The following is a 19,903-nucleotide window of genomic DNA, read 5'->3' on the forward strand; positions in this document are numbered from 1 at the left end:
AGGAGGAGTTGTGCGACATCGTATTCTGACGCTGTTGCTGGGGTTAGCGGTGCTGGTCACCGCTGGCTGCGGTTTTCATCTGCGGGGCACTACACAGGTGCCTCAGGAACTGCAAAAAATGTTGCTGCAAAGCAGCGATCCTTATGGGCCGTTGACACGTTCTATTCGTCAACAGCTGCGTTTAAGCAACGTCACCATTGTTGACGATGCGATGCGCAAGGATCTGCCGACGCTGCGTATTTTGGGATCGTCGCAAAGTCAGGACACCGTTTCGGTGTTCCAGAACGGCGTGACAGCAGAATACCAAATGGTACTGAATGTTCAGGCGCAGGTGCTGATTCCTGGGCATGATATTTACCCGTTGAATGTGACCGTTTTCCGCTCCTTCTTTGATAACCCGTTAACCGCGTTAGCAAAAACGGCAGAAAGCGACATCATTGCGCAGGAAATGCGTGAACAGGCCGCTCAACAGTTAGTGCGGAAATTACTGACCGTACACGCTGAAGAAGTGAAAAAGGTACAAGCAGAAGACGCTAAGCCGGCTACGGCCAAAACAGTGACTCCAGTTGCCTCTGCCCAATGATTCGTATTTATCCTGAACAACTCGCCGCGCAGCTCCAAGAGGGGCTGCGCGCTTGTTATCTGCTGTGTGGGAACGAACCGCTGCTGTTGCAGGAAAGTCAGGATCGCATCCGTCAAGCTGCGTCACAGCAAGGTTTTACCGAACATTACACCGTAGCGTTAGATGCCCATACCGAATGGGACAATATCTTCAGCATTTGTCAGGCACTAAGCCTGTTCTCCAGCCGCCAAACTCTGCTACTGGTATTCCCTGATAGTGGTTTAACCGCCGCCATGAGCGAACAGTTAGTTAAACTGACAAGTCTGCTACATCCCGATATTCTTCTGATTTTGCGTGCTAACAAACTCACCAAAGCGCAGGAAAACAGCGCCTGGTTTAAGACTCTGAGTCCAAAATGCGCATTAATCAGCTGCCAGACACCAGAACAGGCACAGCTTCCTCGCTGGGTTCAAACTCGAGCCAAAAGTCTCAACCTCGACGTCGATGATGCGGCTATTCAACTGCTTTGTTATTGCTATGAAGGCAATTTACTGGCGTTGTCTCAGGCGTTGGAACGTCTCTCCCTGCTCTATCCAGACGGCAAATTAACCCTGCCGCGCGTAGAACAAGCTGTTAATGATGCGGCGCATTTCACGCCTTATCATTGGCTGGATGCATTGCTGGCGGGGAAAAGTAAGCGGGCTTGGCATATTTTGCAGCAACTGCGGCTGGAAGATAGCGAACCTATTATTTTGCTACGCACCGTCCAAAGGGAACTGTTGCTACTGCTGAACTTAAAAAGGCAAATGGCTACTACGCCGCTTAGAACCCTATTCGATCAGCATAAAGTCTGGCAAAACCGCCGTAATCTGATGACACAGGCGCTTCAGCGTCTCACATTGCAACAGTTACAGCGCAGTGTGCATTTGCTAACGCAAATGGAGATTCGCCTCAAGCAGGACTACGGTCAGTCCGTTTGGCCTGAGTTAGAGTCACTTTCCCTGCTGATCTGTGGCAAAACCTTACCTGAGAGTTTCTTTGATGCTGGATAAGCAGGCCGATAAAGCCAAACCAGAGCGCAGCTTACACGCACTGTTTGGGGGCACCTTTGATCCCATCCATTACGGCCATTTACGTCCGGTGGAAGCTTTGGCCCAGCAGGTCGGATTACAGCAGATTATTTTGCTGCCCAATCACGTTCCGCCTCATCGGCCACAGCCGGAAGCCTCTGCGCAACAACGGCTGGAAATGGTAAAGCTCGCCATTGAGGGAAACCCGCTATTTCAAGTTGACGATCGCGAGCTACAGCGCACCACGCCGTCTTACACTATAGATACGCTGGAATCGCTGCGTGCAGAACGTGGTCCCGATCTAGCGCTGGCTTTTATCATCGGCCAGGATTCATTATTATCACTGCATAAATGGCACCGCTGGCAATCGCTGTTGGATGTTTGCCATATACTGGTCTGCGCTCGTCCCGGTTATGCCGAGAAGCTGGATACTCCCGAGCTTCAAAACTGGCTGGAACAACATCAGGTTACGCAACCAGAAAAACTCAGCCAGCAACCCAATGGCTTTATCTATCTGGCAGATACTCCACTTTTGGATATATCCGCCACTGAGATTCGCCGACGGCGACGTGAAGGACTAAGCTGTGATGACCTGTTACCGCGCGCAGTTCAGCGATACATCGAGTTACAGGGTTTATATCGCGAGCCTTAGTCCCATGATATACTTCGCCGCTTAATTTTAGGTATTCGCTGAAAACCCCTGTAGAAATTGCAGTAAACAGCTGGCTTTCAGCGGCATCCTGCCGATAAATACATCATAACCGCTCGTAACAGATTGCGTGCTGAGAAGAAATTCCGGCAAAACGTATAATCAGCGAAGGTTATGGACATAAATCACCTGAGGGGGAACCTTTGCAAGGTAAAGCGCTCCAAGAATTTGTTATCGACAAGCTCGATGACTTGAAAGGCCAAGACATTCTTTCTATCGACGTGAAAGGTAAATCCAGCATTACCGATTGCATGATTATCTGTACCGGTACTTCTACCCGCCACGTTATGGCTTTGGCTGATAATCTGGTACAAGAATCCCGTAAAGCCGGCATGATTCCATTAGGAATCGAAGGCCAGGGCGTATCTGACTGGATCGTTGTCGATCTGGGCGACGTTATCGTACATGTGATGCAAGAAGAAAGTCGTCGCCTGTATGAACTTGAAAAACTCTGGGGCTAAAGAGTGAAACTGCAACTGGTAGCCGTCGGCACTAAGATGCCGGACTGGGTGCAGACCGGCTTCATGGATTATCTGCACCGTTTTCCTAAAGACATGCCTTTTGAGCTGATAGAGATACCGGCTGGGAAACGGGGCAAGAATGCGGATATCAAACGTATTCTGGAAAAAGAAGGCGAACTGATGCTGGCGGCAGTCGGTAAAAACAACCGAATTGTCACTTTGGATATCCCAGGCACGCCCTGGGAAACTCCTCAGTTAGCCCATCAGCTGGAACGCTGGAAGCAGGACGGCCGCAACGTCAGCCTGCTTATTGGCGGGCCGGAAGGACTGGCTCCGACCTGTAAAGCCGCAGCAGAGCAGAGCTGGTCGCTCTCTCCGCTGACGCTACCTCATCCTTTAGTGCGCGTACTGGTGGCAGAAAGCCTGTATCGTGCCTGGAGTATTACGACCAATCATCCTTACCACCGAGAATAATCGGGTGATGAGCCTGAGCAACGTGGTGACTTTGACCAGAGTAAGTATTTAGCGGGATGAAAAAAGAACGTAACCCTTTTCGCGACTATTCGGCTGAATCAGCCCTGTTTGTACGCCGCGCTCTCGTGGCGTTTCTAGGTATTCTTTTACTTATCGGTGTGTTGATCGCCAATTTGTACAATTTACAAATTGTTCGCTTTGAGGATTACCGCACCCGTTCTAATGAAAACCGCATCAAACTGGTTCCTATTGCTCCTAGTCGCGGCATGATATATGACCGCAATGGCATTCCTTTGGCGATGAATCGCACGATTTATCAACTCGAATTAATGCCAGAGAAAATCGAGAATCTAAAAGCGACTCTCGATGCATTACGTCCTATTGTCGATCTGACGGATGAAGATATTGCGAACTTTGAAAAAGAACGCAAACGTTCCCGACGCTTTACCTCTATTGCAGTCAAAACGCCGCTGACCGAAGTTCAGGTCGCCCGCTTTGCGGTTAACCAATTCCGTTTTCCCGGAATTGAAGTCAAAGGTTACCAACGCCGCTTTTATCCTTACGGATCCGCACTCACTCACGTTATTGGCTACGTATCCAAAATAAACGACAAAGACGTCGAGCGATTGGATAAAGAAGGCATTCTGGCCAACTACGCCGCGACCCACGATATTGGCAAATTGGGTATAGAACGCTATTACGAACCGGTATTACACGGTAAAACCGGTTATGAAGAGGTAGAAGTGAATAACCGTGGCAGGGTTATTCGTCAATTACACGAACAACCGCCGCAGGCAGGTAAAGATATTTACCTGACGCTGGATCTGCATCTGCAAACCTACATAGAACAACTGCTAAGCGGTAGCCGCGCGGCGGTTGTAGTGACCGATCCGCGCACCGGCGGAATTCTGGCGCTGGTATCCAACCCAAGCTATGACCCGAACCTGTTCGTTGACGGTATTTCCAACAAAGATTATCAGGGTCTGCTCAATGACCCAAACCGCCCGCTGATCAACCGGGCGACACAAGGCGTTTATCCGCCGGCTTCTACGGTAAAACCTTATATTGCCGTTTCGGCTTTAAGCGCTGGCGTGATTAATAAAAATACCAGTCTGTTCGATCCCGGTTGGTGGCAGTTACCTGGCTCAGAAAAACGCTATCGCGACTGGAAAAAATGGGGTCACGGGCGCCTGAATGTCACCAAAGCCATTGAAGAATCCGCGGATACCTTCTTCTATCAGGTTGCTTATGACATGGGGATTGACCGCCTTTCCGAATGGATGAGCAAGTTCGGCTACGGTGAATATACCGGCATTGATTTATCAGAAGAACGTGCGGGCATCATGCCAACGCGTGAATGGAAACAAAAACGCCATAAAAAACCTTGGTATCAAGGGGATACTATTCCCGTAGGTATCGGTCAAGGCTACTGGACGGCAACACCAATTCAGATGGCCAAAGCGTTGATGACATTAATCAATGACGGTGATGTGAAAAATCCACATTTACTGCTGAATACCAAAGTAGACGGCGTGTTGGTGCCTTATCGTCAAGAAAAACAGATCCAGATTGGCGATATCCACTCAGGTTTTTGGGAACTGGCGAAAGACGGTATGTATGGCGTAGCCAACCGCCCGAACGGCACAGGGCGTAAATTCTTCGAAGGTACACCGTATAAAGCGGCAGCTAAGTCAGGTACTGCGCAGGTATACAGCTATGAGACCTATAACGCGCACAAAGTGGCCGAACATTTACGTGACCACAAGCTGATGACGGCCTTTGCCCCTTATGATAAACCGACGGTAGCCGTGGCGATTATTCTGGAAAACGGCGGCGCAGGTCCGGCTGTGGGTACCATCACCCGCCAGATCCTCGATCACATACTCTTAGGTGATAATAATACTGAATTACCGGATGCGGCACCGACGCCTCCCGGCACTGAAGGTGATTAAGGTACATCATGACTGAACGCCAACAAAAAGGATCTCTGTGGTCCAAAATGCATATCGATCTACCGTTTCTGATCTGCATTCTTTCCCTGCTGGCCTACAGCGCCTTCGTGATGTGGAGCGCCAGCGGACAAGATGTCGGCATGATGGAGCGCAAGCTCGGCCAAATCGCCATTGGCCTGTGCGTAATGATCGTGATGGCGCAGATTCCTCCGCGCGTCTACGAAAGCTGGGCGCCTTATCTGTACATTGTTTGCGTGATTTTATTGGTTTTGGTCGATGCCTTCGGCCAAATCAGTAAAGGCGCACAGCGTTGGTTGGATCTCGGCTTTGTGCGTTTCCAGCCGTCGGAAATAGCCAAAATCGCCGTCCCGCTGATGGTGGCGCGCTTTATGAACCGGGACGTTTGTCCACCAACATTAAAAAATACCGGTATTGCACTCATTCTGATCTTTATGCCAACCCTGCTGGTCGCTGCTCAGCCCGACCTAGGGACATCAATTCTGGTCGCTGCGTCCGGATTATTTGTACTGTTCCTGGCCGGAATGAGCTGGCGTTTGATTGCCATCGCCGCCGTACTGGTCGCCTGCTTTATCCCGATACTTTGGTTCTTCCTGATGCACGGTTACCAACAGGACCGCGTCATGATGCTGCTGGACCCGGAAAGTGATCCATTGGGCGCGGGCTACCATATTATTCAATCCAAAATCGCTATCGGCTCCGGCGGTTTAGTGGGTAAAGGCTGGCTACAGGGTACTCAATCCCAGTTAGAATTCCTGCCAGAACGCCATACCGACTTTATTTTTGCGGTATTAGCAGAAGAATTAGGTCTAGTAGGCGTATTGGTTCTGCTGGGTCTATATCTTTGTACTATTATGCGTGGGTTGGTGATAGCCGCTCATGCGCAAACCACCTTTGGCCGAGTGATGGTCGGTGGGCTGATGCTGATACTGTTTGTGTATGTGTTTGTTAACATTGGTATGGTCAGTGGAATTCTACCCGTAGTTGGCGTACCTTTGCCTTTGGTCAGCTACGGTGGCTCGGCGCTGATAGTCCTGATGGCCGGGTTTGGTATCGTGATGTCGATACATACTCATCGAAAAATGTTATCTAAAAATTTATAGAGGTGAGCAATGCGTAAGGAATGGCTTTGGATCGGCGTCGTCAGTGTGCTGTTATCGGCTTGTACTACGGAAAATCAAGCACCTATAGAGCAAACACAGCAAACTTATAACGGACCGGTTGAAGAGATCGGCGGAGCGGAGCCTCGTTATGAACCTTTTAATCCTAATTTTAATCAGGATTACAAAGTGAACGGGAAATCCTATAGCATCATCAAAGATCCGCAAAACTTCAGCCAGACCGGTCTGGCCGCCTGGTATGGTGAAGAAGCCAATGGCAACACCACTGCCACCGGCGAAATATTCGATCCCAATGCGCTAACCGCCGCTCACCCTACCCTGCCGATTCCTAGCTACGTGCGGGTCACCAACGTAAGCAATGGCCGCCAAATCGTGGTTCGGGTCAATGACCGTGGCCCGTATACTCCGGGGCGTGTAATTGATTTATCCAAAGCTGCGGCAGATCGCTTGAATATCTCTAACAATACCAAGGTGAAAATTGATTTTATCCATGTTTCACCTGACGGTTCCCTTTCGGGCCCAGGTATGGTCGGGACCACTATTGCCAAGCAAAGCTATGCCCTGCCAAGCCGCCCGGATTTAACGTCTGGAGCCATGGGTAACCCCATTCAGCAGGACGCCCCCGTCAACGATGCGCCGGTTCGTCCAGTTGAAAACAGCAACTTATCCGGTGCTGATGCCGCGCAGCCCGTAGCCGCGCAAAGTAGCGGTTTCCTGCGTGCGCCGTCCTCGTTGCCTTCCGGCGTACTGGAAAGCGCCGAGCCAGTAACACCGCCGGTGGTCAGTAATCCCGGTCCGATAACCTCAGTGGCTCCTGCGGCAGCATCCGCTTCGGCCTCCGGTGCTTATATCGTGCAGGTTGGCGCATTAAGCGATGCCCAGCGCGCCTCTACCTGGCAGCAGGCCCTGAGCCAACGTTTTGGCGTACCGGGTAAAGTTTCCAGCGCTGGAAACGTTCACCGGGTACAGTTAGGTCCGTTCAGCAGCCGCCAGCAGGCCGCAGAACTGCAACAGCGTTTATCCTCAGAAGCACAGCAGCAGTCATTTATCATCACTGCGCCGTAGTTAGCCGTAATAACTGGCAATCTAATCCTTTTGGAAACGCCTTGTAGCAATTTTGCTGTTTAGAGAAAAATTAGAGCCTAACCTATATATAAACAAAAGGTTAGGCTTTAAAATGCCGGGTTGCGACCCACACGTAAAAATGTGTAAACGCCGCAAGAGATGGGGATTGCCTGATGTCTGCCAACACCTCATCTGCTATAGTGTGGCACGTTCTTAACTTACCCCACGGATGTTGTTGTCCTGATCATGAAATATGTAACTACTTCTCGTTTTATCAAGAGCATAACGCTCGGCACCGTTATCGTCATGAGCGCAGCTTCTGTTGCTAACGCCGACGACGTCAATATGAAAACTATGATTCCCGGCGTGCCACAAATCGACGCGGAAGCTTATGTACTGATTGACTACAACTCCGGAAAAGTATTGGCAGAAATGAATGCCGATGCACGCCGTAACCCTGCCAGTCTGACCAAAATGATGACCAGCTATGTTATCGGTCAGGCAATCAAATCCGGGAAAATCGGCCCTGAAGACATGGTTACCGTAGGCAAAGACGCCTGGGCAACCGGCAATCCGGTATTCCAAGGTTCATCATTGATGTTCCTGAAACCGGGGGATCAGGTTCCAGTTTCCAAACTGACTCGCGGTATTAATCTGCAATCCGGTAACGATGCTTGCGTGGCTATGGCTGATTACGTTGCTGGCAGTCAGGATTCCTTCGTGAATCTGATGAACAACTATGTGAATGCGCTGGGCCTGAAGAATACCCATTTCAAAACTGTTCACGGTCTGGATGCCGAAGGTCAATACAGCTCCGCTCGTGATATGGCGTTGATTGGTCAGGCATTGATTCGCGACGTTCCAGACGAATATGCTATTTATAAAGAAAAAGAATTCACCTTCAATAATATCCGTCAGATGAACCGTAACGGTTTACTGTGGGATACCAGCCTGAACGTTGACGGTATCAAAACCGGCCATACCGAAGCCGCTGGCTACAATCTGGTTGCCTCCGCTACCGAAGGCCAGATGCGTTTGATTTCCGCGGTTCTGGGTGGTCACACCTACAAAGGCCGTGAAACCGAAAGCAAAAAACTGCTGACATGGGGCTTCCGCTTCTTCGAAACCGTAGCACCGTTGAAAGTCGGTAAAGAGTTCGCTTCTGAGCCAGTCTGGTTCGGGGACACCGATCGGGTACAGCTAGGCGTTGATAAAGACGTTTATCTGACTATTCCACGCGGTCGCATGAAAGATCTTAAAGCCAGTTACGTGCTGAACACGCCAGAAATCCACGCACCTTTGGCAAAAAATCAGGTAGTTGGCAGCATCAACTTCCAGCTGGACGGCAAAACTATCGAACAACGCCCGCTGGTGGTGATGAACGAAGTGAAAGAAGGTGGTTTCTTCAGCCGCATGGTGGATTATATCAAACTGATGTTCCATCATTGGTTCGGCTAAGGTCACAGACTTGAAAGTCTGAAGACTGTCCCCATATTATAAATATTATGAAGCTCCCGCTCAGGCGGGAGTTATAATTTTTAATGCCGGAAGTGATTAGCATTTCGCCTTATCTACTGTCCGGTCGCAACCCAGGAGCGCACATGAAAACTAAACTGAACGAACTGCTAGAGTTCCCTTGTTCCTTTACCTACAAGGTGATGGGCATTGCTGAACCACAGCTGGTTGACCAGGTGGTTGAAGTGGTACAGCGCCATGCTCCGGGCGATTATACCCCTGAGGTAAAACCGAGCAGCAAAGGCAACTATCACTCCGTCTCTATCACCATCAATGCAGAACACATTGACCAAGTAGAAACCCTGTATGAAGAACTGGGTAAAATTGAACTGGTTCGTATGGTTCTGTAATTTAAACCATATCTATCTGACTCAATATAAATACCCATAGATTTTTACGCTGTAACACCGCGTAAAAAACGAATAGAGGCCCGAATTAACTCGGGCCTTATTTTATCTGTATATCCCTGACTCATGCGTAATTATTATCACACTTCCGTTTTTTCACCGGTCAACACTGGTTCCCTGCGGTGGTGCTGGTATACTGACGCCACCATTTCTGTAACCAGATGATGTCTCGCTTGCAACAACACAAGATCATTTTGCGCCAGCTAGGGCTACAACCCTATGCACCTGTATCTCAAGCCATGCACGCCTTCACTGAAGGTCGCGATGAAACTACCCCAGATGAAATCTGGCTAGTAGAACACCATCAGGTATTTACCCAAGGCCAAGCGGGGAAAGCCGAACACTTGCTGATGCCGGGAGATATCCCTGTGATTCAAAGCGATCGCGGCGGACAGGTTACCTACCATGGCCCGGGCCAGCAGGTAATGTATGTTCTGATCAATTTGAAACGCGCAAAAGTCGGCGTCCGCCAGTTGGTCACCGCGATTGAGAATACCGTGGTAGAAACTTTGACTCATTTTGGTATTGAGGCCCACGCTCGACCGGATGCACCCGGCGTCTATATCGGGCAAAAGAAAGTCTGCTCTTTGGGTTTACGTATTCGTAAAGGCTGCTCGTTCCACGGACTAGCGCTGAACATCGATATGGATTTGTCACCGTTTCAGCGCATAAACCCTTGCGGTTACGCCGGTATGGAAATGACACAAGTGAGTACATTCCAGCCAGGAACCACACTTAGCGATGTGCAACCCATTCTGGTGCATGAGTTTATTCGCCAATTGGGCTACGCAGATGCCGTTGTTGAGCCTTGGCAGGCAGAGGATTATCATCCTTTATAAGGTTTCTCCCGTAGGATTCTGCTGCCTGAAAGCACAAACTCATACAAAATTGGGGGCTGAACGGATCGGGGGAAAGATGATATAATTTTTAAACAATTTTCAAATAATTTTTAACGAATGTCTCATTTCGTTGATTTTAATGAAAAATCTCATATTAGAGATTCAGAACTGGAACCTGTACGATTATGAGTAAACCGATTCAGATGGAACGCGGCGTAAAATACCGTGATGCAGATAAAATGGCGTTAATCCCGGTGAAAACCGTGGTGACTGAACGCCAGGAGCTATTACGTAAACCCGAGTGGATGAAAATCAAGCTTCCTGCTGATTCCAGCCGTATTCAAGGCATCAAAGCGGCGATGCGCAAAAACGGCCTGCATTCGGTTTGCGAAGAAGCCTCTTGCCCTAACCTGTCAGAGTGTTTCAATCACGGCACTGCGACTTTTATGATCCTCGGCGCAATCTGTACTCGTCGCTGCCCATTCTGCGACGTAGCGCACGGTCGTCCAACCCTGCCAGACGCCAACGAGCCAGAAAAGCTGGCGCAAACCATTAAAGATATGGGGCTGCGCTATGTGGTTATCACATCCGTTGACCGCGATGATTTACGCGACGGTGGTGCTCAGCATTTTGCTGACTGTATCGCGGCAATTCGCGCCAAAAACCCAACGATCAAGATCGAAACGTTAGTGCCGGATTTCCGTGGTCGTATGGATCGCGCATTAGATATTCTGACAGCAACGCCGCCCGACGTGTTTAACCATAACCTGGAAAACGTGCCACGGGTCTATCGTCAGGTTCGTCCAGGCGCGAACTATGAATGGTCATTGAAGCTGCTGGAACGTTTCAAAGAAGCGCACCCAAATATTCCGACCAAATCTGGCCTGATGGTGGGTCTAGGTGAAACCAACGCTGAAATCGTTGAAGTCATGCGCGACTTACGTCGTCATGGCGTGACCATGCTGACGTTGGGCCAGTATTTGCAGCCTAGCCGCCATCATTTACCGGTTCAGCGCTACGTCAGCCCGGATGAGTTTGATGAAATGAAAGCCGAAGCCATGGCAATGGGCTTTACCCACGCAGCCTGTGGTCCTTTCGTTCGCTCTTCTTATCACGCGGACTTGCAAGCCAAAGGCGAAGAAGTCAAATAATCATACAAGCCTGAATTCATATTTAGGCTTGTTTTTAGTTGCGAAAAACCGCGTTAAATAGACATAATTTATTACAACTCAAACCGCAAATAGCCTGAAACGGATCTCCATCTGGATATCCGTTTTTCATTCAGACTATCTGCAATTTCCATGCAGTGATTAAATCTAGAACTAATCTTTATGCTCTACCGGCGGCACCACTTTGGTTTCTGCGATATCGGCTGGCGGAGCTTTATCATCGCCCATCGCTTTTTTAAAGCCTTTCAGCGCTGCACCTAAATCAGCCCCCAAAGTGCGCAGTTTACTGGTGCCAAACAGCAGCACAATCAATATACCTACCACCAAAAGTTTGGTAATACTGATACCTTCCATACATACCTTCTTATTCGTTCAGGACTAAAAATAGGATTAACTTAATTGTGGGTTATTTACGAATAAAATGCCGGATAAAACAACAGTAAGATGTAACAGATTTCGTTCCTGAACTATGATTTATGCAGGAGTCTGCTTAATTAAATTCTGACTCATGCTGAATGTCGATTACTTAACATTCCCCAAAATCAGATTTATTCGGAGGGCGTCACTTGTCCTTATATAGCAGAGCAAATTCGCGCCAGGCCGGATTGAGTTTTGCCCGGCGCATCTACCTACCCCGGATATTTGGCTTGGGTATCGGTATGCTATGCGTCTTATCAGTGCTAATCACCCGACAAACTCCGCTGTGGATGTGGGCACTGCTAGCCATAAACGGGTTAATTTGGCCGCACTTAGCCTATCAATTATCCATTCGAGCCAATTCTCCGCATCGCCAGGAAATGCTGAATTTAAGCATGGATTCTATTTTAGGCGGCGTCTGGGTGGCAGTAATGTCGTTTAATGCCTTGCCCTCCGTGGTCATCTTATCAATGATGAGCATGAACAATATCGCATCAGGCGGAAAATCTTTTTTTCTTAAAGGTCTTGGCCTACAGATAATAGGCTGCTTACTGGTCGCCTGGATATTTCGACTGCCATTTCAGCCGCAAACCACACCAATTCAGGTATATAGCTGTTTGCCGATGATTTTTATTTATCCATCGTTACTGGGTTGGGTGACATATCGCACAGCCAAACGCCTGGCAGATAATAAAGAGGAGCTTTTGCGTATTAGCGTGAGAGATGGATTAACCGGGCTATATAACCGACGCCACTGGGAACATCAACTTCATAATCAGTTTGATAGCTGCCGTCGCTATAAACACAGCGCGTCCTTGGTGCTACTGGATATCGATAAATTTAAAAATATCAATGATACTTTTGGCCACGCTGTTGGTGATGATGCCATTACAGCACTGGCCGAGGAGCTATTATTGGGGCTAAGAGCCGTAGATATCGTCGGTCGCTACGGCGGGGATGAATTCGGTGCTATCCTGCCTAATACTTCGGCGGAGCAGGCCTGCGAGGTATTAGGGCGTATTCAGGAAAAACTGGCTGAAATTGTATTTAATCAATCGCCGGGGCTACAGATCAAAGTCAGCGCTGGTGTATCAGAATTCAAACCAGAAATGACCAATTATCAACAGTGGCTAAAAGCCGCTGACTCCGCTTTATATCACGCTAAAGATAATGGCAGAGACCGTATTGAGCTAGCGAGCTAACTACCTATTCAGTTAAGCGCTTGGTAAAATATTTGGGTGATTCCGCATAGCCTTCCCGCAGATAAAAAGCATGAGCTTTCACTCGTCGGGAATGACTGTGTAATTCCATACGATCACAGCCACGTTCGCGCGCCACCTTTTCAGCTTCATTCAGAAGTTGCTTACCGATTCCTGCCCCCCTGACCTTCTCACTAACACATAAATAACTGATTCGACAGAAATCACCAGCCAGCGCAATCTGCGGGATAAAATGCAATGAAATAAAGCCGCATACAACATCATTGATAGTCGCAACCAACAAACCGCTATCAGGATGCCCAATAAGCTGTAGTAAACGCTGGTTTAAAAAACCATCGGTTCCTGCATAATCTAATGCTATCAATAATTCAGAGATGGCAGCTTCGTCATTGGGCTTCACCTTTCGGATTTTCACGCTTGTTCCTTGGTCATTTAAATATCATGGTGTAATCGTGAATAGGCTACCAAACTTTCAGGGTTTAAAATAAGAAAAAGTCAGTGTAATATCCAATTAAAGCTCTGGAGATGACATTCCTCCATAACCGCCCCTCAAGGCTGATGATGTCTACGTTACCTTCTCAGAAAGGTGCGTGGAATTACGCCTAAGCCTTTCTGCAAACTCCCTGATAACAAGAAAGGTGTTTATGTTCCCCACATTACTGGCAGTCTTTATCGGTGGTGGCGTTGGCAGTACGCTACGCTGGCTTATCAGCATGAAATTAAACGGGTTATCCCCTAACGTACCTATTGGCACTCTCACTGTTAACCTGGTTGGCGCTTTTATTATTGGCCTGACATTAGCCTTATTCAATAGAATGACGCACCTTGATCCAGTTTGGAAAATGCTAATAACAACTGGTTTTTGCGGCGGGCTGACAACATTCTCAACTTTTTCGCTTGAAGTGGTGTACTTACTTCAAGACAGTAAATTCATTTGGGCCGGACTGACTATATTATTCAATCTGGCGGGTTCATTAGCCATGACAATGCTGGCCTTTATGTTAGTGAACATGTGGAGCGCACAGTAAAAAAACAAAAAGCGGGGCCCCCTCGCTTTTAAGAGTGCTATTTATCTCCTTAATGTTTTCTTAAGTTTCAAATTAGATAATCCGTATCCTGAGAGCAGTTTCACCTTAATTCACTGAAACGCAGGATAAATAACATGTTTGGATCACCTAAAACACTAACAGAATTACTGATGGTTGGCCTATGCGTACTGATCTCGCTGGCATTTCTGAAGGTTTATTTATTCTAGTATTTCAAGATACCGTTTAAGATGAGCCGGCACCCGCGGCCTGAAGATCAACAACAAGATTCAGGTTTTATCGGACGGTAATCTCATACTGTAATCATCGAAAGCGGGCTCTGACTCTATTTCCAGCCATAAAAAAACCCGCCCAAGGGGCGGGTTTTTAAGAATATTGGCTACTTAGATAGCGATAACATTAGCAGCAGATGGCCCTTTGGCACCGTTCGTGATTTCAAATTCTACACGCTGGCCTTCAGCAAGAGTTTTGAAACCATTGCTAGCGATGGCAGAGAAATGAACGAAAACGTCCTTACTGCCATCTTCTGGGGTAATGAAGCCGAAACCTTTGGATTCATTGAACCACTTAACGCTACCTTTAATCTTAGACATCAAACTTACCTTTACGTGAATAGTTGGACACAACAACCGTGTCAATTACAGTACAGCAATTGAACGATGTTTTGTCCAGAATGTAGATCACAAAAAAGAGAAAAACAGATAAAATCACCAACCCCTGCCACACTGTCAGTGTGAATACTTTGCATTTTTGCCTAAATTGCCACCAAATCTATGGTGATTCCCAACGCTAATAACCGTAGCAAAGGTCTCAGGCTGTATCTGTAAAGCATTCCCCTGTATCATAGGCAACTAATAGACTGGCTTAAACGAGACGCATGATGAACGGTAGAATAACAACTTTTTTTGAAGATAAAGGCTTTGGTTTTATCACCGATGAAAACGGAGATAACCGTTATTTTCACGTTATTAAAGTTGCTAATCCCGAGATGATTAAGAAAAATGCGGAAGTGACTTTTGAACCAACAACCAACAGCAAAGGTTTATCAGCTTTTGCAGTTAAAGTTGCCATTGAGAGCAAATACATTTTTATTGCCAATGAGAGGATCAAACTTACCAGCATTAAATCGTTCAAAACATTCACTAAAGAAGTGCCGGCTCAGGCAGAGGTGGATAAAGCTAATACCGTGCTTTCTGTTGGACTACTGATGAATAAAATTCGCCCGCAGGAAGAAAACATTGCGGAAAAAACGGTTCCCCTGAAAATGCTATCGGTAACTACTCATCAAAACGTGACTTATACCTTCTCCGATCACGAAATCGATATTGATAGCACCGTAGCCAAGCTGAAAAATATTTAACCCTCTTCACCATCAGTCCCCATGTCTTTGGGGACTGATTACCCTTTAAACTCCTGACGGTAAATTAGTAATCACTGTGGCGTCATTGGTGTCAAAAAGGCAAATGCAGTGCACAATGCTCAAGTCAACAATAGATATTGACGCTTGTATACCTAACTTATTTACTTGAACATAAACATCTTAATCAATTCAACATCTGTTCTTGCACCCAATTTTCTCATGGCAGAGCGTTTTTGGCCGCTAACAGTCTTTTGACTCTTCTTAAGGATTTTGGCGATATCACCGCCGGAAAATCCTTCATTGAACAAGGCCAGAACGGCATTTTCACTTGGCGTAAGAAAGTTTTGCTCATCATTCTGAACAGCTTCATGCTGATCTATTTTACGATCGGATGCAGCTTCAGTGAGGAGACGGAATGTTCGTTTAATAACGCCGGTAATTTTGGACTCCAGGCTGTCTATAGTTTCTTCACGATAAATCATAGTGACATTATGGAATCCGGGGATCCCCTGAAAGAAGCTACTCAACCTTAAATCCGCAATCAGAAACACCTTAGTATCCAGCGCTATTTTCTCTAGGCGGGCTAACGCCTCAAAAAAGTTGGATTCATCAACGCCGATAAATACAACATCAACTGGATGGAATGGACGCTTATAAAACTTAATATCTTCCTTGCTTCCCATTCCGGTAAATATTTTTTTAACCATAGATATGATTCCAAGGGTCAGATATCTATCATTATCTACCACCATGCAACTTATCATTTTACTCACATCCCAAAATAAGAAGTCGAACAAAAAAGATAATCCATGCCTTTACCCATAATATCGGGCTTCATGCAGGCCACGGACTGCCTATCCCCACATCACCGTGCAAAGCACCACTACGGGTTCAAGGCAAGCTCACGCCAATACGCGATCTTTTTTGCTGAGAACCTAAGCAATCAACTTCCTTATGGTTGTAGAAGCGATTCTTTAATTTATGGCCGCTATATTACCGACGGATTTTATGTTCAATCAGTAAAACACAGGGCATTTTTAGGTTATATAGGACTGTGAGACGCCTTTGTGTAGGAATGCTCTGACACCAACAAAAATAAACGGATTGGTTAAAAAGGATAAAAAAGAGGGTGTGATGGCAAAATTCCTATCAGATGTTATGAATTTCGGTTAGACACTATGAACGGTGACAGAAATTTCGTTTTGTGCAAAAATATCTTAAAATGAATAGATGAGATAGAGAGTTTTCTGATGCAAACCCAAGGTGTCAAAATGAACAAACTGCGGTATGTGATCAGACACAATCAGCCAAAAGAAATTGCACCCAATCAGATAAAGGGCATCGCTTCGCCCTCTGCGCTAGCCTCTTATGTGATGATTCAATTATGAGAAATGTCGGCCTCCATGCGCTAAAGAGCCTTAGCTGTTTTTCTGCGGTCACATTCTACTCTGCGAGTAAAACCTGTACCGACAGCTGTTTTTTAAGCGGTGAGGTTATGAGTGTCCTCTATTTCTTATCTATTATCGCAACACCGCTGTTTTTCATGATAATAGGTTATATTGACTCAATTGAAGAAATCACAAGGCAGGATATATTAAGAAAAATTAAATCCATTTTAACAATAATAATATTCTGGAACGTTTTATTTTACTTCATAAATGAAGATGGATTTAAAAAAGGTTACTTCCTGCAAAGCTGGTTGCTATTTAGCATCGCACTTATTTATGTTATAAACCCGATAATTTCTAAAATACTTAAAAATAGCCGACAAACCCTCTTTACCTTAGGTGGATTATTAATCTTTTCTATTTCAATTGATATCATCAGTACTTTTACCGAAAGACCTTATTTAATAGACTTCCCCCAGTATTTCAGGCTTTGGACATGGGTATTTTACTATATGGTCGGACGTTTTCTCTGTTCAACCAAGGGTAGAGAAATCACTAAAAACATAAAAGTTAGAATAGCGGCTAAACTACTGATCGTCCCTACTGCTATATCGATGTATTACTATGAAAGTTTTATATCTCTGCACGTGTATAAAACCGTTAATGCTGGCTATTTTCTTGATAACTTCCATGTACTCATTTTGAGTCTATGTCTGTTCGTTATATTTGATAATTTTGATACTAAATATGAGTGGATAAGAAAGACGCTAGCTTATATCAGCCCATCGATGATAGGAGTTTATATTCTCCATGATGGCATATTCTATTTTATTTCTAATGCCTATAATTTATCAGACATCACCCTAAGATTTACACTACTATTCTCCGTCTTTATTGCATCGGTATTGCTTTCTCGGGTTCTATTACTAAACAAACTGACCTCGAGGTTTATTTCTTTCTAATCATACAGATAAATAACGCTTCACTAGCAAACCACCAGCGATAAAAACGATTTGCTATTTAATTAAGAAACACTAAAGCATAGATACAACATCATGGAATAGTTAAATTTAAACCATTCACACCATTATTTTAAACTTGAACTTTAGAGTGAAATGCAAATCTCAAAAATTCACATTTAAAACACAAAAACACGATTAAATAACAATAACAATAACAATAACAATAACAATAACAATAATAACATTTTAAATTTATTTTTTAAGATTTAACTTTATTAAAATAATTACATGGCATGTAAAAGCACACAGAAAAATTATATTTAAAGCGTTATAAAAACCTATCGAACAATGAATATTTAATGAAGTAAATAAAAAACACCTCGTCTTATTATTAGATAATTTAAATGTAACAAGTAGTTCTTTCCATGTTTCCATGTTTCCATGTTTCCATGTTTCCATGTTATTATCAGCCAACCATTCTTTTTATCTACCCGCCACTCATTATTTTTAGAAAATCATATCTCTTTATCTATTTTTTAATCTATATGTTTGCTGTGCATACACGACAACCTTATCTTTTTATTTTCGATAGAATGTATTGGTCTCGTTTGTAGATTATACTCCGGTGGATTACCAAATTTTAATGAAATCTAGCGGGAGACTGGCTGACGCAAAGCGGCCTTATTGGGCAAACACTAGTGATCAGCGTTATGCCCGGCCAGGTAGTGATTAAGGTTCGGCAGGGTAATCTGTGACGTAACAACAGATAAAAAATAGCCGGGAAGATCCAAAGATGCCCTTCCCAGCTTTTATTTATACATTTAATCTAAAGAGTTAATAATATTAACTAAGCGATGCTGGGTCAAAAACCAAGATAATACTTCCTTTCATACCACACGGCCACGCACCTGCTTTGTAAAGTGCATATATATCTTCAAGAAAGGCGTCTTTTATAAAGTTATCTAAGTATCTATTGATTGCTACTGTAGACAATACAAAAAACGCATCTTCTTTAACTTCAGAGAAAATAAAGTCAGCATGAGCGGTATTCGTTTTCTTTATTTTCTTCTTTCTAAACTCAATAAGTAATGATGCATTTTTAACCTGTAAACTTTCAAGATTACCATTAACAAAATCATAAGCCTCTTGGAATTTCTTATTTTTCCTTAGAGATTTACGATATTGCTCAATCGTATCATTCCAAACTTTATAACCCGATGGGAGGTTCTGCTCAAACGCATACTTATAAGCATCATCAACATTATTGATAACAATAACCTTCTGGCTTATAGCTTCAGACAACCCTTTAAAGAGATCATTTGTAAATGCAAACTCAATAGGTTCGATTATGTATCTTTGATCCATTACCAGCCACCTTTAGTGAAAATATTAGTCCAGACAGCATTAACCTTTCCATTTCCTAATGCACCACCTGCTTTATCCATATCAAGTGGCCTGATTGGGTAGCCATTCTCTAACCCTTTCCGAGAAATTCCTTGGATTTCTTTCACTTGATTCAAAATAGCGTCTTTAGATTGATTAAGATCTATTTTATCCAAAGCATTTTTAACTGCTTGTGTATATCCATCATGACTTCCCTGATGCCTTGCCATCGCACTAGTGTCATCATCGACTCTTCTGAGGAAGATACCGTTTCCTGCATCGTCAATATAATATTTGATCTTCTTTAATGCTGGATGGTTAGCTAGTTCTTTCGGAATTATATGGTGGCTTGATGCCCAGTCCATTTCGTAGAACGCGGCAGTCCCATCGCCTCCATCATGTTCCTACCAAGTGTGGTAGAACATCCTGCTAAGCCTAATGGGTCGACCCATGACAGAGGATTATGTACATACCCGTAAGTATTCATCCCCCCCGCCAGCCCTATCGGGTCCGGGCTTAAGTAACAGCAGGCCTGCGGGTCGTAGTAGCGGAAGCGGTTGTAGTGCAGCCCCGATTCTTCATCCAGAAGCTGGCCGGCGAATTTTAAACCGGGTTCTGGCTGGCTGTGGTTGCGTGAACTAGATACGGGATAACGGCAATCTGTCTCTGCCAGAGGACTGGCTGACACAGAGCGGCCTTACCGGGCAACCGCTGGCGATCAGTGTGGTGCCCGGTAAGGTGGTGATTCAGGCACAGCCGGATAAT

At 45.5% G+C, this 19,903-nt stretch carries 23 protein-coding genes, 2 pseudogenes and 1 riboswitch; of the genes and pseudogenes, 18 read left to right on the forward strand and 7 right to left on the reverse strand.

From position 1 onward, the window contains the following. Window positions 1-10: 10 nt before the first annotated feature. The 12 genes from lptE (at window position 11) to lipA (ending at window position 11,344) form a co-directional block, all read left to right on the forward strand. Window positions 11-583: an LPS assembly lipoprotein LptE gene (gene lptE, locus AD970_RS02755; RefSeq protein WP_049596785.1), complete on the forward strand. Its 573-nt coding sequence runs from the start codon at window positions 11-13 to the stop codon at window positions 581-583. Next, window positions 580-1,614, forward strand: a complete 1,035-nt coding sequence (gene holA, locus AD970_RS02760; RefSeq protein ID WP_049596786.1) for a DNA polymerase III subunit delta — start codon at window positions 580-582, stop codon at window positions 1,612-1,614. The genes lptE and holA overlap by 4 nt, the downstream gene beginning before the upstream one ends. Next, the gene (gene nadD / locus AD970_RS02765) at window positions 1,604-2,284 is read left to right on the forward strand and encodes a nicotinate-nucleotide adenylyltransferase (protein WP_049596787.1); all 681 of its coding nucleotides are present in this window, start codon (window positions 1,604-1,606) and stop codon (window positions 2,282-2,284) included. The genes holA and nadD overlap by 11 nt, the downstream gene beginning before the upstream one ends. Before the next feature lie 200 nt (window positions 2,285-2,484). Beyond that, window positions 2,485-2,802 carry a ribosome silencing factor gene (gene rsfS, locus AD970_RS02770; protein ID WP_049596788.1) on the forward strand — a complete coding sequence of 106 codons (318 nt, stop codon included), beginning with the start codon at window positions 2,485-2,487 and terminating at the stop codon, window positions 2,800-2,802. Between the two features lie 3 nt (window positions 2,803-2,805). Next, on the forward strand, window positions 2,806-3,276 hold the full coding sequence (rlmH, locus tag AD970_RS02775; protein ID WP_049596789.1) for a 23S rRNA (pseudouridine(1915)-N(3))-methyltransferase RlmH: 471 nt from the start codon (window positions 2,806-2,808) through the stop codon (window positions 3,274-3,276). Between the two features lie 56 nt (window positions 3,277-3,332). Further along, the gene (gene mrdA, locus AD970_RS02780) at window positions 3,333-5,228 is read left to right on the forward strand and encodes a peptidoglycan DD-transpeptidase MrdA (RefSeq protein WP_049596790.1); all 1,896 of its coding nucleotides are present in this window, start codon (window positions 3,333-3,335) and stop codon (window positions 5,226-5,228) included. Window positions 5,229-5,236: 8 nt separating this feature from the next. Beyond that, window positions 5,237-6,349 (forward strand): peptidoglycan glycosyltransferase MrdB, encoded by a 1,113-nt coding sequence (gene mrdB, locus AD970_RS02785; RefSeq protein ID WP_049596791.1) that lies wholly within the window; start codon window positions 5,237-5,239, stop codon window positions 6,347-6,349. 9 nt (window positions 6,350-6,358) lie between these two features. Further along, on the forward strand, window positions 6,359-7,432 hold the full coding sequence (gene rlpA, locus AD970_RS02790) for an endolytic peptidoglycan transglycosylase RlpA (RefSeq protein WP_049596792.1): 1,074 nt from the start codon (window positions 6,359-6,361) through the stop codon (window positions 7,430-7,432). Between the two features lie 246 nt (window positions 7,433-7,678). Then, a complete protein-coding gene (gene dacA / locus AD970_RS02795; RefSeq protein ID WP_049596793.1) occupies window positions 7,679-8,890 on the forward strand; it encodes a D-alanyl-D-alanine carboxypeptidase DacA in 1,212 nt (403 codons plus the stop codon). 143 nt (window positions 8,891-9,033) lie between these two features. After that, window positions 9,034-9,297, forward strand: a complete 264-nt coding sequence (gene ybeD / locus AD970_RS02800) for a DUF493 family protein YbeD (protein ID WP_049596843.1) — start codon at window positions 9,034-9,036, stop codon at window positions 9,295-9,297. 218 nt (window positions 9,298-9,515) lie between these two features. Beyond that, on the forward strand, window positions 9,516-10,193 hold the full coding sequence (lipB, locus tag AD970_RS02805; RefSeq protein WP_049596794.1) for a lipoyl(octanoyl) transferase LipB: 678 nt from the start codon (window positions 9,516-9,518) through the stop codon (window positions 10,191-10,193). A gap of 185 nt (window positions 10,194-10,378) precedes the next feature. After that, entirely contained in the window at window positions 10,379-11,344 is a 966-nt protein-coding gene (gene lipA / locus AD970_RS02810) for a lipoyl synthase (protein ID WP_049596795.1), read from the forward strand. A gap of 171 nt (window positions 11,345-11,515) precedes the next feature. Here the strand turns inward: lipA and tatA are convergent, their stop codons facing one another. Further along, window positions 11,516-11,716 carry a Sec-independent protein translocase subunit TatA gene (gene tatA, locus AD970_RS02815; RefSeq protein ID WP_049596796.1) on the reverse strand — a complete coding sequence of 67 codons (201 nt, stop codon included), beginning with the start codon at window positions 11,714-11,716 and terminating at the stop codon, window positions 11,516-11,518. A gap of 251 nt (window positions 11,717-11,967) precedes the next feature. On the opposite strand from tatA, the gene AD970_RS02820 reads away from it, so the two are divergent. Further along, window positions 11,968-12,981 (forward strand): diguanylate cyclase, encoded by a 1,014-nt coding sequence (locus AD970_RS02820; protein WP_268872133.1) that lies wholly within the window; start codon window positions 11,968-11,970, stop codon window positions 12,979-12,981. 4 nt (window positions 12,982-12,985) lie between these two features. On the opposite strand, the gene AD970_RS02825 is transcribed toward AD970_RS02820, so the two are convergent. Then, window positions 12,986-13,414: a GNAT family N-acetyltransferase gene (locus AD970_RS02825; protein WP_049596797.1), complete on the reverse strand. Its 429-nt coding sequence runs from the start codon at window positions 13,412-13,414 to the stop codon at window positions 12,986-12,988. Between the two features lie 97 nt (window positions 13,415-13,511). Next, window positions 13,512-13,574: riboswitch (Fluoride riboswitch) on the forward strand. A gap of 69 nt (window positions 13,575-13,643) precedes the next feature. Between AD970_RS02825 and crcB the strand changes: the two genes are divergently transcribed. Further along, window positions 13,644-14,027, forward strand: coding sequence for a fluoride efflux transporter CrcB (gene crcB / locus AD970_RS02830; RefSeq protein WP_049596798.1), 384 nt, complete (start codon window positions 13,644-13,646; stop codon window positions 14,025-14,027). 401 nt (window positions 14,028-14,428) lie between these two features. Here crcB and cspE read toward each other — a convergent pair whose 3' ends face one another. Beyond that, window positions 14,429-14,638: a transcription antiterminator/RNA stability regulator CspE gene (gene cspE / locus AD970_RS02835; protein ID WP_002210315.1), complete on the reverse strand. Its 210-nt coding sequence runs from the start codon at window positions 14,636-14,638 to the stop codon at window positions 14,429-14,431. Between the two features lie 287 nt (window positions 14,639-14,925). Between cspE and AD970_RS02840 the strand changes: the two genes are divergently transcribed. Then, window positions 14,926-15,405: a cold-shock protein gene (locus AD970_RS02840; RefSeq protein WP_049596799.1), complete on the forward strand. Its 480-nt coding sequence runs from the start codon at window positions 14,926-14,928 to the stop codon at window positions 15,403-15,405. 161 nt (window positions 15,406-15,566) lie between these two features. Here AD970_RS02840 and AD970_RS02845 read toward each other — a convergent pair whose 3' ends face one another. Beyond that, window positions 15,567-16,157, reverse strand: a complete 591-nt coding sequence (locus AD970_RS02845; protein WP_049596800.1) for a helix-turn-helix transcriptional regulator — start codon at window positions 16,155-16,157, stop codon at window positions 15,567-15,569. Window positions 16,158-16,789: 632 nt separating this feature from the next. On the opposite strand from AD970_RS02845, the gene AD970_RS02850 reads away from it, so the two are divergent. Both AD970_RS02850 and AD970_RS18660 read left to right on the forward strand, forming a co-directional pair. Further along, window positions 16,790-17,755, forward strand: a complete 966-nt coding sequence (locus AD970_RS02850; RefSeq protein WP_049596801.1) for an acyltransferase family protein — start codon at window positions 16,790-16,792, stop codon at window positions 17,753-17,755. A gap of 659 nt (window positions 17,756-18,414) precedes the next feature. Continuing rightward, window positions 18,415-18,510: pseudogene (locus AD970_RS18660) on the forward strand (SymE family type I addiction module toxin); the annotation flags it as partial. 88 nt (window positions 18,511-18,598) lie between these two features. On the opposite strand, the gene AD970_RS02855 reads toward AD970_RS18660, so the two are convergent. The 3 genes from AD970_RS02855 to AD970_RS20415 are packed head-to-tail and all read right to left on the reverse strand — an operon-like array spanning window position 18,599 to window position 19,826. Next, window positions 18,599-19,120, reverse strand: a complete 522-nt coding sequence (locus AD970_RS02855; RefSeq protein WP_049596802.1) for a hypothetical protein — start codon at window positions 19,118-19,120, stop codon at window positions 18,599-18,601. Next, the gene (locus AD970_RS20410) at window positions 19,120-19,503 is read right to left on the reverse strand and encodes an AHH domain-containing protein (RefSeq protein ID WP_053215256.1); all 384 of its coding nucleotides are present in this window, start codon (window positions 19,501-19,503) and stop codon (window positions 19,120-19,122) included. Before AD970_RS20410 ends, AD970_RS02855 begins: the two co-directional genes overlap by 1 nt. Next, complete coding sequence (locus AD970_RS20415) at window positions 19,476-19,826, reverse strand: RHS repeat-associated core domain-containing protein (RefSeq protein WP_167337476.1); 351 nt, start codon at window positions 19,824-19,826, stop codon at window positions 19,476-19,478. The genes AD970_RS20410 and AD970_RS20415 overlap by 28 nt, the downstream gene beginning before the upstream one ends. Here AD970_RS20415 and AD970_RS18665 point away from each other — a divergent pair. After that, window positions 19,820-19,903, forward strand: a pseudogene (locus AD970_RS18665) (SymE family type I addiction module toxin); the annotation flags it as partial. The gene AD970_RS20415 and the pseudogene AD970_RS18665 overlap by 7 nt on opposite strands.

Origin of the sequence: Yersinia nurmii (assembly GCF_001112925.1) — a bacterium.
GTDB classification, from domain to species: Bacteria; Pseudomonadota; Gammaproteobacteria; order Enterobacterales; family Enterobacteriaceae; genus Yersinia; species Yersinia nurmii.